A 15,934-nucleotide genomic window follows, 5' to 3' on the forward strand; every position below is an offset into this window, starting at 1 on the left:
TTTCCTGGTCAATAAAAGGGTCAAAAACAATTAAAAGGCACGTTCGGTGGCCAGCAGCGCCTGCTCTAAGGCATCCGCGCTGATGCGGAACGGCAGACGTTCGGCGCTGGCCGCCGGGAATTTAACCTGTTCGGCAATGCGTCGGATGGCAGCGCGCCGATCGCCGTGCAGCGGCGCCAGGCTCAGCGGCATCGCGTACCGCCGCAGCAGCGCCAGCAGCTCCGCGTCCGGCTCACCGGCATGCTCCATCAGCGACTGCACCAGCAGGCTGTAACCGACTTTTTCACCGTGCAGCCAGTGGTGCAGTTCCGGCTGATGGGTCAGACGATTGTGAATCGCATGGGCAAAGCCCGGCGTCGGCAGCACGTCACGCACGCTGTTGGCCAGGCCGGCCAGCACAATGCTGGCATCGATCACCTTCACCAGTTCCGGCGTCACGCGCTGTTGCTGGTTGGCCTGTACGGCGGCGGCACCGTGCTGGCGATAGACATCCAGCGCGCGCTGCGCGGTCATCACTTTAAGATCGAGGGCGAGATCGTGAGGGTTTTGCCGCAAATAAGGCGCGAACTCGTAGTACTTGGCCAGCGCGTCAACAATGCCCGCGTTGAGATAGCGCACATCGCTCTGCGCAATCACTTCGCTGTCCACCAGCACCAGTTCGGGCATTTTGCCCAGCGGCTGGCTGCGCACGTGACCGCCCTGCGCATCATAAATAATCGCTACCGGCGACCAGGCGGCACAGGTGGCCGCGACAGTGGCGAAATTGACGACGGTGATTTCCGGTAACTGGCTGCCGACCGCTTTCGCCGCATCCAGCACGCGCCCGCCGCCAATCGCCAGCAGCAGTTCCGCCTGCTGCTGTTGCAGATTATTTTTCAGCGTATCAATGGCCGCATCAGTACATTCGCCGTGCAGGTACTCAATTTCCCAGCGAATCCCGCAGGTTTCGAGACTTTGCGTTAATTGCGGATTAACCGCCTGCCAGGCGCGCGGAGAGGTGAAAATACGAATATGCGTAGCATAAGGTTTGATAAATTCGCCGGTGCGCGCACGCAGTCCCGGCTCGTGTGCGTAGGCACGCGGAGATTTAATCGCTAACACGTTGTCACCCTGATTAGGAAAATCGCCATAACAAAGTTGTTATATTTCAGAGGATTATTACGAAATAGTTATAGCGCTATCTATTTTATGCATACTACGGTAAATAGTGATTTGTGCAATGAAAAAGCCGCCATTTCATTTTCACAAATTTGCATTAGCTTATCCGGATTTCACATATAGCCCGCTGGCGCTTTACTGCTACTCTGAGCCTTCTTTATTTATCGCCCGCCGGGCGGTTTTCCGGGGATAGCTATGACACTTGAATTTCGTCAGGTCAGAGAAGACGAAGTGGAAACATATCAGGCGCTGATGCATGCCGCCTACGCGCCCACGCTGGCGCTGGGGATCAAATTTGACGCCGCCACCGCCGACCGCGAAAAAACGCTGCGTCATCTGCAAAGCCATGGCGTCTATGCGCTGTATGCACAGGGCGTGATGGTTTCCTCGGTCACCGTGCGTTATCCGTGGGGCCCGTTGCCCGGCCCGTTTGGTCTGCCGCATATCGGCTGGTTTGGCGCTCACCCGGACTACGCGGGACAGCAGTTTGGCCGCCAGGTGCAGGATCGTCTTGAGCAGGAGATTTTACGCGGCCAGCTACGCGCGCCAGCGGTTTCGCTCGGCACCGCCATCAGCCATCCGTGGCTGATTGATATGTATCGCAAGCGTGGTTTTGTGCTCATGCACACCACCGATCTCGGCAAAGGCCACATCACGCAATATATGAAAAAAGTGCTGGATGAAACCGCGCACGATGCCTGGCTGACGCGCCAGGCGGCATCACAAGGAAGCCAGGCATGAGCCAACTGAATGAAACTGCGCTGGGCGAGCAGCTGATCGCCTTTCGCCACGAACTGCACCGTTTTCCGGAACTCTCTAACCAGGAATTTGAAACTACCGCCCGCCTGCGCCAGCAGCTGGAACAGCACCAGATTCGCCTCGTTGATTTACCGCTGAAAACCGGCCTGGTGGCGGAAGTCGGCCCGGCACAGGGGCCGTTGATCGTGCTGCGTTCGGATATTGATGCACTGCCGATTGAAGAGCAGTCGGACGTCGCTTTCCGCTCGGAGCGTCCCGGTGTGATGCACGCCTGCGGACATGATTTTCACGCTTCCGCGGCGCTCGGTGCAGCAATTCTTTTGAAACAGCAGGAAGCGACCTTGCCCGGACGCGTGCGAATTCTGTTCCAGGCTGCCGAAGAGACCGGCCAGGGCGCGCCGGATGTCATCGCCACCGGCGCGCTGCACGACGCGGTGGCGATATTCGGCATTCATAACGATCCGTCTCTGCCGCCCGGTGTGGTCGGCAGCAAAGCCGGGGCGCTGACCGCGGCGGTAGATCGCTTTGATATCCGCATCACCGGCACCGGCAGCCATGCGGCCAAGCCGCATCAGGGGAACGATCCGATTGTTATCGCCGCACAGATTGTCTCCGCAGCACAAACGCTGATTAGCCGTAACGCCCCTTCCGCTGACAACGCGGTGGTGTCGATCACCCAGTTGCACAGCGGCAGCACCTGGAACGTCATTCCGGACAGCGCCTGGCTGGAAGGCACGGTACGCACCTTCTCTCAGGCCACGCGTGAGCGGCTGGAGCAGCGTTTCCGCGAAATCGTGCTCGGTATCGGTGCGGCTTTTGCCGCAGAGGTTGAGTTTAACTGGCACGCCGGTCCGCCAGCGGTGGTGAATGATGCGCACTGGGCGGATTTCGCTCTGCAGCAGGCCACCGCCAGCGGACTGGAAGCGCGCGTGGTGGAAGCCAGCCCGATCGGCGAAGATTTCGCTTTTTATCAGCAACAGCTGCCCGGCGCCTTTATGATGATCGGCACCGGCGAACCCTACGCGCTGCACCATCCGGCTTTCCGCATCAATGATGCGGTGCTGCTGCCTACCTCGCGTTACCTCGCACAGCTGGCCGTGGCGGCGCTGCACAGCCTGGAGCAGCCGTGAACCTGAGCCATGCGCTGGCTGAGCGCATCACACAAAGCCAGCCGGATGACGCGGCACGCGCGGCCGCACGCACTGGCGTACAGGATTTTCTCGCCGTGAGCTGGCCGGTGCTACAGCAGCAGGTACCGGACAGCGGCTTACCGGCGCTGCGTCAGGTCTACAGCGACGGCGGTCTGCGCGCGCAGGCGTTGCTGCTGGGCTATGCCGGGCATGCGCTGGATTACGATGATTTCCATGCCGATTTTCGCGGCCACCCCAGCGTGGCGATTCTGCCCGCGCTGTTTGCCTGGCAGCAACAGCAGCCCACCAGCGCTGAGGCATTTCTCGATGCTTACGTCATCGGCGTGGAAGTGGCGGGCCGGCTGGGGCTGGCCGCCAGTCAGCAGCACTATGCGCTGGGTTATCACAACACCGCCACGCTGGGTACGCTGGCGGCAGCCGCTGCGCTGGCGCGCCTGCTGCAGCTTAGTGCGACCCACTGTGCCACGCTGATCGGCATCGCGGCGACCCAGGCCAGCGGGCTGCGCGCGCAGTTTGGTTCAGCGGTGAAGCCGCTGCACGCCGGGCTGGCAGCAGAACGGGCGGTGATGGCGGCGCAGCTGACGCTGGCGGGATTCGACGGCCGGCAAGAAGGCGTGATTGACGCGTTTCTTGCCGCCAGCAGTAACGGCGAGGCGCAGCCGCAACGACTGGTGGAAAACTGGGGCGCGCCGTGGCGCATCAGCACGCCAGGGCTGGAATTTAAACCCTTTCCTACCTGCGCCGGCACCCACAGTGCCGCTGAAGCGGCACGTCTGCTGCGACACACCTGGCTGGCAGAAGGTCATTCGCTGGAATCGCTGCTGGAAAATATTGATGACATCACGGTCGCCTTCCCGCCGGGTGGCGATATCGCGGCGGCAGTCCGTGTGCCGGCCAACGGCATCGAAGCACGCTTCAGCCTTGAGTACGTAATTGCCGCCATGCTGATGTATGACGATTTGCGGCTGGAAGATTTTGCCGAAGGCGCGCTCAATCCGGCGGTGATGCCGCTGGCGGCCAAAGTGCGTCGCACGCCGGATGAGTCCGCACCGCCGGATGCGCTCAACCCCGCGCTGCGCTTTCACCTCGTTACGCTGACGCTGCGCGATGGTCGCCAGCTGCAGCAGCGCCGCACGCGGCAGCAGTCGCTGGCGGATGGTGTAAACGTAGCTGGCAAACTGCGTCAGGCGCTGCGCCATGAAGCACCGACGCGCCAGCAGCAGTTACTGGCTATCAGTCAGCTGCAAAGCGCGGCGGATTTGGCTACATTAAGCCAACTGTTGCGCGCCTGAATCCTGCGGCGCGCGTTTCTGGCTTAAGGCGGGCAAATCATGTCCAAAACTCAGCGGCTTCCTGAACTGCTGCAACTGCTGCGCTGTCACCGTTATCCGCTGACCGCGCAGCGTATCGCCGAACAGCTACAGATCAGCGTGCGCACCGTCTACCGCGATATCCTCAGCCTGCAGCAACAGGGCGTTGACATTGAAGGCAGTGCCGGTGTCGGCTATCTGCTGAAATCCGACGGCCACCTGCCGCCGCTGATGTTTTCCCGTCAGGAGATTGACGCGCTGGTGCTTGGACTTAACTGGGTCAGCCGGCACACCGACGCTGAACTGAAGTCCGCCGCGCTCAATGCGCTGGCCAAAGTGCAGGCCGTCATTCCGCCCCACCTGACGCAGGGCATTGATCATCAGTCGCTGCTGATCGCCTCCCAGGGCGAAGCGTTGTTCGAAACGCATCTGCCGCAGATTCGCCAGGCCATTCATCAGCGCAGCAAAATCAGCCTGCGCTACAAAGATCTGCAGGATAACCTCTCCACCCGCACCATCTGGCCGGTGGTGATTGGCTACTTTGAACGCGTGCGCCTGCTGTGCGGCTGGTGCGAACTGCGCCAGGAGTTCCGCAATTTCCGCGTTGACCGCATTGAAGCGATCAGCGTCAGCAGCGACGTCTATCCCGGCACGCGCCATCAGTTGCTTAAGCGCTGGCGTGATTACCACAACTTACGACACCCGGTGGACTCCTGACAAAATCTGTCACAGCCTCGCCCTACCATGCAGCGGTAAACACACAAGGAGATCACCATGCTTACCGCTAACATGACCATTATTTATGTGCCCAACGTCGTGAAAAGTGCCGGCTTCTATGCCGCGCTGTTCGACATCAAACCCGTGGAGCTCAGCCCGACATTTGCCATGTTTGTGTTTGAGAGCGGCTTTAAACTGGGCATCTGGTCGCAGTATACCGTTGAACCCGCCCTTTCCCTGCCCGCCAGTGGCGCACGCAGCGAAATTGTCTTTAAAACCGCCAGCAAAGATGATGTTGATTTCCTTTATCACGAATGGGGCGTGCTGCGTGAAATCACCATCATTCAGTCACCGCTGCGTATGGACTTTGGCTACACCTTTACCGCGCTGGACCTGGACGGGCACCGACTGCGTGTCTGCTATTTGCAGCTCAATGAGTAAATGAGCGACCTCGTTACGCTCAGCTGCGGATTGTTAAACGCCCTAAATAATCATTAAAAATATTTATAACTCACATGACCTTTTAATGACATTAACGCTGCTGCTCAGTTAAGCAACGTGCAGGTAATTCATGCTGGTGGATGGCGGTGCGATTTATGGTGCGATAAATTGCGCCGCTCTCCATAGCGTGACATTGTATGCTCGTCAATTACACATCAATAAATTTCATTAAATATCAATCAAATAAATTAAGTGTTCGCCGCTCCCCTTATCGCGCATGGGTGTTTTTAGCCGGCGCTTTGCCCATAAGTGAAATCCCGCTGGCGCAGGCAAAAAATAAACTCGCCTGAATACAGCCACCTGAGCTCGCCGGCTAAATTCCAGGACAGGTCTTATTACTGGTAAATATTAATTACGTTTTTATGGCTATCGGTAAGTGCTGCTGCACCTCAGCTGCGTCAGAAAGGATAAGGATTGGCAATGGAATACCGCAGAACACCGGGATGTGATCATGACCAGTAATCAACGCAACCTGCGTCAGCAGCGTGCGACGCGCACCCTGTTTTTTATCGCCGGGCTGGGCATGGCCGCCTGGGCACCGCTTATCCCGTTCGCTAAGGCGCAGCTGGCGATCCATGACGGCATGCTGGGGCTGCTGCTGTTCTGCATCGCCGCAGGCTCCATGTCAGTCATGCCCTTTACCGGCGCGCTGATTGCCCGCTTCGGCTGCCGTACTTTACTGCTGCTGTGTGGTGTCGGACTGGCGCTGGATTTACCGCTGCTGATGCTGCTGTCATCACCGCTGCCGATGGCGGGCGCACTGCTGCTGTTCGGTGTCATTAACGGACTGATGGATGTCAGCATGAATTATCAGGCGGTGATCGTTGAGCGCGAGTCCGGTGTCAGCAAAATGTCGGGCTTTCACGGCTTTTACAGCCTGGGCAGCATTGCCGGCGCGGGTTCAGTCAGCCTGCTGCTGTGGCTGCAGGTTGCGCCGCTGCTGGCACTGCTGCCGCTGTGCGGCTTGATTTTACTGCTGCTGATAATGAGCCAGGCCGCGCTGTTGCCCCGCCAAAGTACGGATGAGCCACCGTCACGCGGCACGCTGCGTGCCCTGAGAAAGGGTAACGTGGCATTGATTGCGCTGCTGTGTTTCCTGCTGTTTCTCACCGAGGGTGCCATGCTCGACTGGTCGGCAGTGTTTATGAACAGTGAACGCGCCATGTCGATGCAGCTGGCCGGTTTCAGCTTCACACTCTATGCCACGGCCGTCGCCACGCTGCGGCTGTTTGGCGATCGGCTGATCAATCACTATGGCAGCCAGCGAGTTCTCACCTGGGGCGGTCTGGTTGCCAGCGGCGGTCTGGCGCTGGCCATTTTCTCCGCCTGGCTGTGGAGCGCCCTGCTCGGCTTTGTGCTGGTCGGTATTGGTCTGGCTAATATCGTGCCGATTCTGTTCACGACGGCGGGCAACCAGCGCAATGTCGCCGCACACTTCGCCATCCCCGCCGTCACGCTGTGCGGCTACTCCGGACTGTTGATTGGGCCAGCGCTGATCGGCGTTAGCGCACAACTTACTTCCCTGACCACCACGCTCAGCGCCGGCATCGTGATGTTGCTGCTGGTCACGTTCGCGGCGCGTTTCGCCCTGACAGCGAAGTAGCGCCACTGCTCTGTCATATTCACAAGGAGTTTCTATGACAACCTCAACACAACCGGTGTTCAGCCTGCATTATGTCGGGCTCAATCTGAAGAAAGGCGTTAATGCCACCACGTTTGAAGCCTTTCTCCGGGCGCGCGGCACGCAGATTCCTGCTTATCCTGGCTGGCAATGGACGCTGTTAAAAGGTCTGCGCGGCGAACGTCAGGAGCAATATCTGATGGTGTATCAGGCACCCAGTCAGGCAGACTATGAGCGCTATATCACACCGGCGGGTGAACTCACGGCCGAGGCCGTCGCCTTCTGGCAACAGCGACCCGAGGCCTGTGCTGTGCTTGAAGAGTGGAAGAACTTTGCCACCTTTGGGGAGTTACCGACGCTGTTTTCCACGTTCTCGCTGCTGGCAGAAAACCGCCACAGCTCACTGCCGCCCGGCCCAAACTTTCAGCCCGATGCCCAACCTGCCGTGGCGCGCGTGGTCGGTTTTCATCATCTGGCGCTGCGCGCTGGCGTGACGGCCGCCGACTTTGATCGCTTCATGATTGAGAACGTTGCGCGCATTGATGACTATCCCGGCTGGAAGTTTCATATGCTGAAAGGCACCGGCGGTAATCGAAGTGAGCAGTATGCGGTGATGCTGGTGATCGAGAGCCTCGACTCGCTCAACAGCTTCCATCCGGCAATGGACGTCTCAACCGAAAAATCGCTGACGTTTGTGAAAAACCATCAGGAGAGTGAGCGTATGTATGATGAATGGCGCACCATGGCCTCGTTCTCCGGCGCACCGCAGATGTATACCGACTACCTGACGATTGCCGGCAATGTCGGCTGAGGGGGGTCATGACCGGCGGGTGCCGGTCAGACTGCATCATCACGCCTACGCAGGGTTGGTGTTCGGTTCTGGCTGGCCCGGCACCTCAACGCCTGGCCAGCCCGCCGTTGGCGTCCGTTGCCGGATTAGCTCACCCGCGCCGCTGCCGGGCTGTTCAGCGCGGCCAGCAGCGTTGCCGAGTCGGCGACCGCGCCAAAAATACCGCCCTGCATGTGGATCATGCTTAGCGCCGCCTCGTGATGTTTCAACTCCGTCGCCGCACAGCAGTCGCTCAGCACCAGACATTCAAAACCGCGATCGTTGGCTTCACGCAGCGTGGTGTGCACGCAGACGTCGGTGGTGATACCGCTGATGATCAAATTGCGGATACCGCGACTGTGCAGAATCAGCTCAAGGTCGGTGGCATAAAAAGAGCCTTTGCCGGGTTTATCAATAATCACTTCATCCGGTAACGGTGCCAGCTCGGGAATGATTTCCCAGCCCGGCTCACCACGCACCAGAATGCGACCACAGGGCCCGGGAGCACCGATCTCCGCCTGCATCCGCCGCGATCGCCAGCGTTTGTTGGCCGGCAGATCGCTCAGGTCCGGACGATGTCCTTCACGGGTATGGATGATCGGGAAGCCGCATGCGCGCATGTGCGCCAGCACCTGCTGCAGCGGCTTGATGGGCGCACGCGTGAGAGAGATGTCGTAACCCATGGTGTCAACATAACCGCCCTTACCGCAGAAGTCGGTTTGCATATCAATCACCAGCAGCGCGGTGTTTTGCACCGTGCAGTTGCCGTCAAATGGCCACGGATAAGGCGTTGAATCAACGATATAATCAGGCATTGCTTTTCTCCATTACCGCCGCGCTGCTTTCCGGTTTCCATTTCACGATCAGCGTGTAGCTCACTGCCGCTGCCACCAGACCAATAACCGCTTCACCAAACTGCGGGAATTCAAGGTGGGCAATCACCGCACACAGGCTGCCGATGGCCCAGGCGGCGAATGCGCTGCCGCGCAGGCGTCGGGTTTGTCGCCGTTCGCTGATTTTCGCCATAAAGATCAAATCAACAATCATCACAGCGCCAAACGGCGGCACCACCATGCCGAGCAGACTCAGCCATTCGAGGAACCAGGACCACACGCCGGCCAGCGCCAGCACGCCACCGATGGCGCCAAGTATCAGCGTCCACAGGCGCATTTTGCTGCTGAACAGATGGCTGAAACCCACCGCGCCGTTATACAGGCAGTGCGTGCACACCGAACCGAGGTTGATAAATACAAACAGAAAGGCGATGGCCGACAGCAGCATGCCGTGCCCCATCAGCAGCGGCAGAAAGTTGCCGCCGTTGCTGAGCGGATCGACCGCCGCGCCGACCGCTACAATCACTACGCCAAACAGATAGGAAATCACATTTGCCAGCGGGAATGCGGAAAATGCGGCGATCACCGCCGATTTGCCGTCTTTCGACCAGCGGGTAAAATCCGCCGTCATGGTGCCAGAATCGGCGAAGCCGGCAATCACCATGGTGACCGCCGTGCCCATGCTCATGGCACCAGCGGCTGCCGGGCTGCCCTGCCACTGCGTCAGCATCGTGAAATCATGATCCTTACTCACCAGCCACAGCGCCACCAGCCCCAGCACCACAAACAGCGGCGCGGCAATCATTCCCAGCACCGACAGCGCCCGCACTCCAAGGAAGGTAACACCGGTATACAGCACCATGGCAAACGCGGTAACCGCCAGCGCATTCCAGCCAAAGGTCTGGTTGATCACCGTGCCCGTCAGGCCCGTCTGGAAGGCGTACCAGCCAATCACCACCGTGGAGAGAAAGCCGGACACCAGAATATAGCCTTTGGTGCCGAAGGTCCGCTTCGCCTGCAGCGCGAAGTTCATGCCGGTATGCCCGGCGAACCAGCTGAGCGCACCCACATAGGCAAACAGCACCAGGTTACCGAGCAAAATCGCCAGCAGTGCCGGCCAGAAACCAAGATGCCAGGTAATGATGCCGCCAAACAGCGCATTGGTGAGGATCATCGGAAAGCCAAACCACACCGCTGATACCGAACCGGTTGAGTGGCGATGGCTTAGCGGCACCGGTTCATGTTCGAACTCCTGCTCCAGCGCAGGGGAAGATTTGTTACTCATGGAGAACTCCAATAGCAGCAGGATAATGATGATTCCATGGTTGGATGCGCTCGAAGGCGGCACTGGCCGCCAGCACCAGGCCATCGTCCAGATGACGACCCACGATTTGCATGCCAATCGGCAGACCACTGGCCGTGAAGCCGGCGGGCACCGAGGCGGCAGGCTGACCGGTAAAATTGAACGGGAAGCAGAACGACAGCCAGTGATCGCTGCGCACCATGCGGCCATCAATGACCTCCGGGCCCTGCATGTGCAGCGCAAACGGCGGCACCGCCAGCGTCGGCGACAACAGCAGATCGTAGCGCTGCATAAAGCGCCATAGCTGGTTGCAGAGCTTTTTGCGCGTGGTGTTGGCGTCGGTGAAATGCTCTGCGCGCCAGTCGCGCTGCAGCATGGCGCTCAGGTGCGGTGACATCGCTGTACCCAGCTGACTCTGCATCTGGCGCATGCCGCTGAGATCGCTTTCGAACGCCACCAGCGCAGCGAAGCTGGCGCTCTCATCGGCAATGCCAGGATCGACTTCCTCCAGCTCCGCACCTAACTCTACAGCGAAACGGCGCGCGGCCGCGGTGACCACGGCGCGCACTTCCGGATCGACGGCGATATAGCCAAAGTCGGCGCTGAACGCGATGCGCAACCCCTGCAGTGGCCGGACGAGGCTGGCCAGCCAGTCAACATCACTGCACGGGATGGAGTGCCGATCGCGCATGTCCGGACCGGCCATCACCGACATCATCAGCGCGCTGTCGCGCACGGTGCGCGTCATCGGACCGATATGTTCAAGGGATTCCCAGCTGGAGACGCCAGGATAACGCTCATCGCGACAGCCCGGCCATAGCGGCACCCGTCCCATCGAAGCCTTGAATCCATAAACACCGCAATGCGCCGCCGGGATGCGCACCGATCCTCCGCCATCACTGCCGAGCGCAATCGGACACAGCCGCGCCGCCAGCGCCGCGCCGGAACCCGCACTCGATCCGCCCGGCGTTTTGCTCACATCCCAGGGATTACGCGGTGAGGGAAACAGCGGATTATGGCCGACGCCGCTGTAGCCAAATTCCGGCGCGGTGGTTTTGCCCAGCAGGATGGCATCCGCCGCCAACAGGCGCTCAACGGTGATGTCGTCCTCTTCGGGAATGAAATCGGCGTAGGCGGCCGACCCTGACGTGGTTCTGACACCGGCGGTACAGATCAGATCTTTTACCGCCAGCGGTACGCCCGCCAGCGCGCCCAGCACCTCGCCGCGTGCACGGCGACGGTCGATCTGCTCAGCCTGTGCCAGCGCCCGCTCTGGCGTCAGCGTGCAGAAGGCCTGAATCAGCGGTTCGCGCTGTTCCAGGCGATCCAGCGTCGCATGGGTTAACTCGCGCGCGGAGATCTCGCCATCGCGCACCCGTGCCGCCAGCTGGGTAGCATCTTCGTCCAGCAGTGCTTCAAACATGATCGTTCTCCCGGGGTAATTAGCTGACGGGAGTGGTGCAGTTTACGTGCCAGAATAGCGTGATGTGCGCGGCCGTTATGCGCCGGGCCAGATGGGATACGGTCTGGGATACAAGATGGAATACTTATGGATGCGGCGGACGTGCGGAAGCAGGCAGCGCGCACAATCTGTGCGCACCGCTGCATCAGCTTTTGCCATTTTAGCGTGCAGCCGCCGGCGGCGTTGTTGAAGAGTTGGCGTGAATCTGAAGGGTTAACTTTGTGCGCTGACCAGTCGCACGGCGAAACCAAAAAACAGCATACCGGTCAGCATATTCGCCAGCTTAACCAGACGAGTGCGGCTGCGCAGATAGCGCACCATCACCGCGCCAGCCACCAGCAGCAGAGAATAGTAGCTGAAACTTATCACCTGAATCAGCGCGCCTAGGGTGGCAAACGCCGGTGCGGTATGGGTTACGCGCGGATCGATAAACTGTATGAAGAAGGAAACGTAAAACAGAATCGCCTTGGGGTTGGTCACACCCAGCAGCAGCGCGCGCAGAAAATAGTTTTCCTGTTTTACCGCTTCAGCCGGTTGCCCGCCGGTGCGTTTGCGCAGCGCGCCGATGATGATTTTCACGCCGAGATACAGCAGGAACATGGCGCCGAGGTAGCGCACCACCATAAAGATATGCGGACTGGTGCGAATCAGCGTTGCAACGCCCGCCCAGGCGAGAAAAATCAACACCAAATCGCCCGCCATCACCCCGGCAATCGCCTGACAGGCCGGTTTTGCGCCGCGACTCATCCCGGTGCGCAGCACGTACAGGCTGTTGGGTCCCGGTAATAAAATGATCACCAGCGCGCCCGCCAGGAAAGTCCAGAGGTTGATGATGCCTAAATCGTGAAACATGACGCTGCTACCCCATGCCGCTGGCCAGCGAAAACCCAGCGCATTGATTATTCATTGAAAGTGGAATCCGCCGCGTACTTTGCTGCGGCGCAGCGCATAGTAGCAGCAGTTCACTGGCGATGTCGCTTCACGCGACGATGTGCGTTGTGCAGCGGTGTTACGCAAAAAATACAGCGGGCCAGGCGCAACCCGTCGCTGGCATCGCTTTGCTAATCAGTGACATTGTCACAAATGCATCATGACAGCGTCTGCAACTGCTGCGCCACGGCATCCAGGAACACGCGCAGTGCTGCAGGCTGGCGTTCGCGCGACATATACAGGCCATAAATGCCTAAGGTGCGCGGTTGAAAATCAGACAGGACGCTCCGTAACTGATCGCTGGCGAGCGCCGCGCGTGCCTCCATTTCCGGCACCATGGCCACACCACAAGCGGCGATGGCGGCATCGCACAATACGGATGAAATACCGGCGCTGAAATTGCCGCTCACCACCACAGCAACCGCCTCGCCTTGCGGATCGCGAAACTGCCAGCGCTGCCCGGCAAAACGGCTGTAGTGCAGGCAGTTATGCTGCGTCAGATCCGCTGGCGTTTGCGGTTCGCCCCGCTGCGTTAAATAGGCGGGTGCGGCACACACCACCGAGGCACATTCACCCAGCCGGCGGGCAATGGCACCGGGTTCCGGATCGTCGGTAATACGGATGGCCACATCGATGCGCTCGCCCACCAGGCTAACCGGCTGATTATTGATCTCCAGCTCGATGCGCACCGCCGGATAACGCGCCAGAAACGCCGGAATCATTGGCCCGAGAATATGGGTGGCCGTTGAATGCGCACAGGCCACGCGCAGCGTGCCCTGCGGTTGACCATCATCACCCTGCTGTTCAATCTCGTCGGCCAGACGCGCCAGCGCGCGTGTCTTATGCAAAATCTGCTCGCCCGCCGGTGTGATAGTCAGACGACGCGATGACCGGTGCAGCAACCGTGCGCCCGCCCACTTTTCCATCTCATCCAGGTAGCGACTGACCATCGGACGCGAAATATCCAGCGCGCGCGCCGCCGCGCTCAGGCTCCCCAGCTCACAAATGCGGTTAAACACCCGCGCTGCCGTCACTCTGTCCATGCAGGCTCCATCTGATCGTTTTATGCAACTGATCATATCTGATTGCGGGAATTCTGCCAGCTGGCGATTTGCTTACAATAGCGTCTTTCAGTGACGGCACGTTGCCGTAAAAAGGAAGATGCCATGAAGATGAAATCACTCGCGCTGCTGGTGACCTTAGCTGCCGCGCCGGCTTTTGCCGCCCCGTTGCAGTTAGACGTGTATAACCCACAGGAACAGGGAATTTTCCCGGTCTCGTCGACGCTGGTCTCCGGTCCGCATGAAGCGATTCTGTTTGATGCGCAGTTCAGCCCCAAAGATGGTGAAAAGCTGGTGGAACTGATTAAAGCGCGCGGCAAGCAGTTGACCCACATCGTGATCACCTCGGGCGATCCGGATTTCTACTTCGGTCTTGAGCCGCTGGTGCAGGCGTTTCCGCAGGCCAAAATTGTCGCCTCGCCGCGGGTAGTGGAACATATCGAAGCGACCAAAGACGCCAAGCTGCAGTACTGGGGACCGCAGATGAACGGCGCTGCGCCGCACCAGCTGTATGTGCCGCAGATTACCCACCAGACGCGGTTCAGTGTCGATGGTGAGCGCATCGAACTGCGCCATGCTGCAGAAAAATCAGCCTACGTGTGGATTCCTTCCAGTAAGGCAATACTGGGTGGCACCGTGGTGTCCTCCGGCATTCACGTCTGGACTGCGGACACGCAGACCGCAGCCAGTCGCGCTGAGTGGCGTCAGGTATTGCGTGAAATGCAGCAGTTAAATCCGCAGGTGGTGATCCCCGGCCATTATCTGGGTGCGCGTCCGGCGGGCGATAAGGCGGTCACCTTTACCCTGGATTATTTGCAAAGTTTTGAGCGGGCGCTGCAACAGCACAAGGGTTCGACGGCGGTAATCCAGGCGATGAAACAGGCATGGCCGACGCTGGCCGATGAGAGTTCGCTTGAGCTGAGCGCGAAGGTGAATACCGGTGAGATGAAGTGGTAATGACTCGCCGGTGAAAAAAAGGGCCAGACGCTGCCGCGCCTGGCCTGATGCTTACTGCAGATGGGTTTTCAACTCTTCCGCCGCCTGGCGAATCGCGGTGCGGACCGCTGGTACTTCGCTCAGCGGATTGAGCAGGCCGTAGTCGTGAATCAGACCGTTGTAGCGCGTCACGGTGACATCCACTCCGGCGGCATTCAGTTTGCGGCCAAAGGCTTCACCTTCATCACGCAGCACATCCAGTTCTGCCGTCTGAATCAGCGTCGGCGGTAAGCCCTGCAGCTGCTCTTTGGTGGCGCGCAGCGGTGAAGCCAGGATATTGTCGCGCTCGCTCTGTTTGGTGGTGTAGGCGTCCCAGAACCATTTCATCATGTTGCGCGACAGGAAATAACCGTTGGCAAACTGGTGATAGGAAGCGGTATCAAAGCGGGCATCGGTCACCGGCCACAGCATGATGTCATAGCGAATCGCTGGCGTTTGCTGCTGTTTTGCCTGCAGTGCAACCGCCGCCACCATGTTACCGCCGACGCTGTTACCGACCAGCGCCAGGCGTTTACCATCTACCCCAATTTCACTACCGTGTTCTGCCACCCAGCGTGTCGCGGCATAAGCCTGATTGATGGCTACCGGATAATGCGCTTCGGGTGACGGCGTGTAATTGACAAATACCGCTGCCGCACCTGATTCCACCACTAAATCGCGCACCAGACGTTCATGGGTCGGGAAATCACCGAGGATCCAGCCGCCGCCGTGGAAGAACATGAATACCGGCAACGTACCGTGCGCGCCCTGCGGTTTTACGATGTTCAGCTTAATGGGCTGGCCGTTTACCTGAATGGTTTTTTCAGTGACGTCGGCCGGCGGCAGCGTTACCCCCTTCTGCGCATCAATCAGTACCTGCCGCGCCGCCTGCGGCGACAGTTGCTCAATCGGTTTGCCGCCGCTGCTGTTCAGCGCCTGTAAAAATTGCTGCACGTGACGTTCAGGTTGTGGCGCCTCAGCAAAGCTGTTAACAGACGCAGTCGCCATCGCCACGGCCAACAGAGAGTGTTGTAATTTCATGGTGTTACTCCTTTAAAGTTTTTTGCGATTATATCGCGCACTATTTAAATGTTTGTGACCCGGAGGCCGTGTTCTGAACTGGGTCTGAATTTATATAGTGCGCTATTTAATAGCAAGTTATTTTTATGCCGGGTTTAGCGAAATTATCGTATGCGATTGATTTTAATATGGATATTTTTTGTTAATTACACCGCAGAGAATTCACTTTTAGCGGTGCGTATATCGGCAACGCGCAGTTTGCTCTTGTCTGCGCCCCTGGCAGCAGCCACACTGGCCAGCACGC

Annotated in this window: 15 protein-coding genes; 8 read left to right on the forward strand and 7 right to left on the reverse strand. The window is 59.1% G+C overall.

The window, feature by feature from the left end; translation table 11 throughout:
* Positions 1 to 30: 30 nt before the first annotated feature.
* Positions 31 to 1,101 carry an iron-containing alcohol dehydrogenase family protein gene (locus tag MXF20_RS05535; RefSeq protein ID WP_325968103.1) on the reverse strand — a complete coding sequence of 357 codons (1,071 nt, stop codon included), beginning with the start codon at positions 1,099 to 1,101 and terminating at the stop codon, positions 31 to 33.
* A gap of 252 nt (positions 1,102 to 1,353) precedes the next feature.
* On the opposite strand from MXF20_RS05535, the gene MXF20_RS05540 reads away from it, so the two are divergent.
* The 7 genes from MXF20_RS05540 to MXF20_RS05570 all read left to right on the forward strand — a co-directional run bounded on the left by MXF20_RS05540 (position 1,354) and on the right by MXF20_RS05570 (position 8,028).
* Complete coding sequence (locus MXF20_RS05540; RefSeq protein WP_325968104.1) at positions 1,354 to 1,899, forward strand: GNAT family N-acetyltransferase; 546 nt, start codon at positions 1,354 to 1,356, stop codon at positions 1,897 to 1,899.
* On the forward strand, positions 1,896 to 3,047 hold the full coding sequence (locus tag MXF20_RS05545; RefSeq protein WP_325968105.1) for an amidohydrolase: 1,152 nt from the start codon (positions 1,896 to 1,898) through the stop codon (positions 3,045 to 3,047). Before MXF20_RS05540 ends, MXF20_RS05545 begins: the two co-directional genes overlap by 4 nt.
* Positions 3,044 to 4,360, forward strand: coding sequence for an MmgE/PrpD family protein (locus tag MXF20_RS05550; protein WP_325968107.1), 1,317 nt, complete (start codon positions 3,044 to 3,046; stop codon positions 4,358 to 4,360). The genes MXF20_RS05545 and MXF20_RS05550 overlap by 4 nt, the downstream gene beginning before the upstream one ends.
* Before the next feature lie 39 nt (positions 4,361 to 4,399).
* Complete coding sequence (locus MXF20_RS05555) at positions 4,400 to 5,095, forward strand: YafY family protein (RefSeq protein WP_325968109.1); 696 nt, start codon at positions 4,400 to 4,402, stop codon at positions 5,093 to 5,095.
* Positions 5,096 to 5,152: 57 nt separating this feature from the next.
* Positions 5,153 to 5,536 (forward strand): drug:proton antiporter, encoded by a 384-nt coding sequence (locus tag MXF20_RS05560; protein ID WP_325968110.1) that lies wholly within the window; start codon positions 5,153 to 5,155, stop codon positions 5,534 to 5,536.
* Between the two features lie 511 nt (positions 5,537 to 6,047).
* A complete protein-coding gene (locus tag MXF20_RS05565; protein ID WP_325968111.1) occupies positions 6,048 to 7,199 on the forward strand; it encodes an MFS transporter in 1,152 nt (383 codons plus the stop codon).
* A 34-nt stretch (positions 7,200 to 7,233) separates the two neighbouring features.
* Positions 7,234 to 8,028 carry a hypothetical protein gene (locus tag MXF20_RS05570; RefSeq protein WP_325968112.1) on the forward strand — a complete coding sequence of 265 codons (795 nt, stop codon included), beginning with the start codon at positions 7,234 to 7,236 and terminating at the stop codon, positions 8,026 to 8,028.
* Between the two features lie 125 nt (positions 8,029 to 8,153).
* Here MXF20_RS05570 and MXF20_RS05575 read toward each other — a convergent pair whose 3' ends face one another.
* The 5 genes from MXF20_RS05575 to MXF20_RS05595 form a co-directional block, all read right to left on the reverse strand.
* Positions 8,154 to 8,861 (reverse strand): isochorismatase family cysteine hydrolase, encoded by a 708-nt coding sequence (locus MXF20_RS05575; protein WP_325968113.1) that lies wholly within the window; start codon positions 8,859 to 8,861, stop codon positions 8,154 to 8,156.
* Positions 8,854 to 10,164, reverse strand: a complete 1,311-nt coding sequence (locus tag MXF20_RS05580; protein ID WP_325968114.1) for a purine-cytosine permease family protein — start codon at positions 10,162 to 10,164, stop codon at positions 8,854 to 8,856. Before MXF20_RS05580 ends, MXF20_RS05575 begins: the two co-directional genes overlap by 8 nt.
* Complete coding sequence (locus MXF20_RS05585; protein ID WP_325968115.1) at positions 10,157 to 11,605, reverse strand: amidase; 1,449 nt, start codon at positions 11,603 to 11,605, stop codon at positions 10,157 to 10,159. The genes MXF20_RS05580 and MXF20_RS05585 overlap by 8 nt, the downstream gene beginning before the upstream one ends.
* Positions 11,606 to 11,857: 252 nt before the next feature.
* Positions 11,858 to 12,496: a leucine efflux protein LeuE gene (gene leuE / locus MXF20_RS05590; protein ID WP_325968116.1), complete on the reverse strand. Its 639-nt coding sequence runs from the start codon at positions 12,494 to 12,496 to the stop codon at positions 11,858 to 11,860.
* A 236-nt stretch (positions 12,497 to 12,732) separates the two neighbouring features.
* Entirely contained in the window at positions 12,733 to 13,617 is an 885-nt protein-coding gene (locus tag MXF20_RS05595; RefSeq protein ID WP_325968117.1) for a LysR family transcriptional regulator, read from the reverse strand.
* A gap of 123 nt (positions 13,618 to 13,740) precedes the next feature.
* Here MXF20_RS05595 and MXF20_RS05600 point away from each other — a divergent pair, with 123 nt between their 5' ends.
* Positions 13,741 to 14,592: a Vmh family MBL fold metallo-hydrolase gene (locus MXF20_RS05600; protein ID WP_325968119.1), complete on the forward strand. Its 852-nt coding sequence runs from the start codon at positions 13,741 to 13,743 to the stop codon at positions 14,590 to 14,592.
* 51 nt (positions 14,593 to 14,643) lie between these two features.
* Here MXF20_RS05600 and MXF20_RS05605 read toward each other — a convergent pair whose 3' ends face one another.
* A complete protein-coding gene (locus MXF20_RS05605) occupies positions 14,644 to 15,651 on the reverse strand; it encodes an alpha/beta hydrolase (protein ID WP_325968121.1) in 1,008 nt (335 codons plus the stop codon).
* Positions 15,652 to 15,934 lie beyond the last annotated feature (283 nt).

The organism is Pantoea dispersa (genome assembly GCF_035783935.1).
Classification (GTDB): Bacteria; Pseudomonadota; Gammaproteobacteria; order Enterobacterales; family Enterobacteriaceae; genus Pantoea; species Pantoea dispersa_C.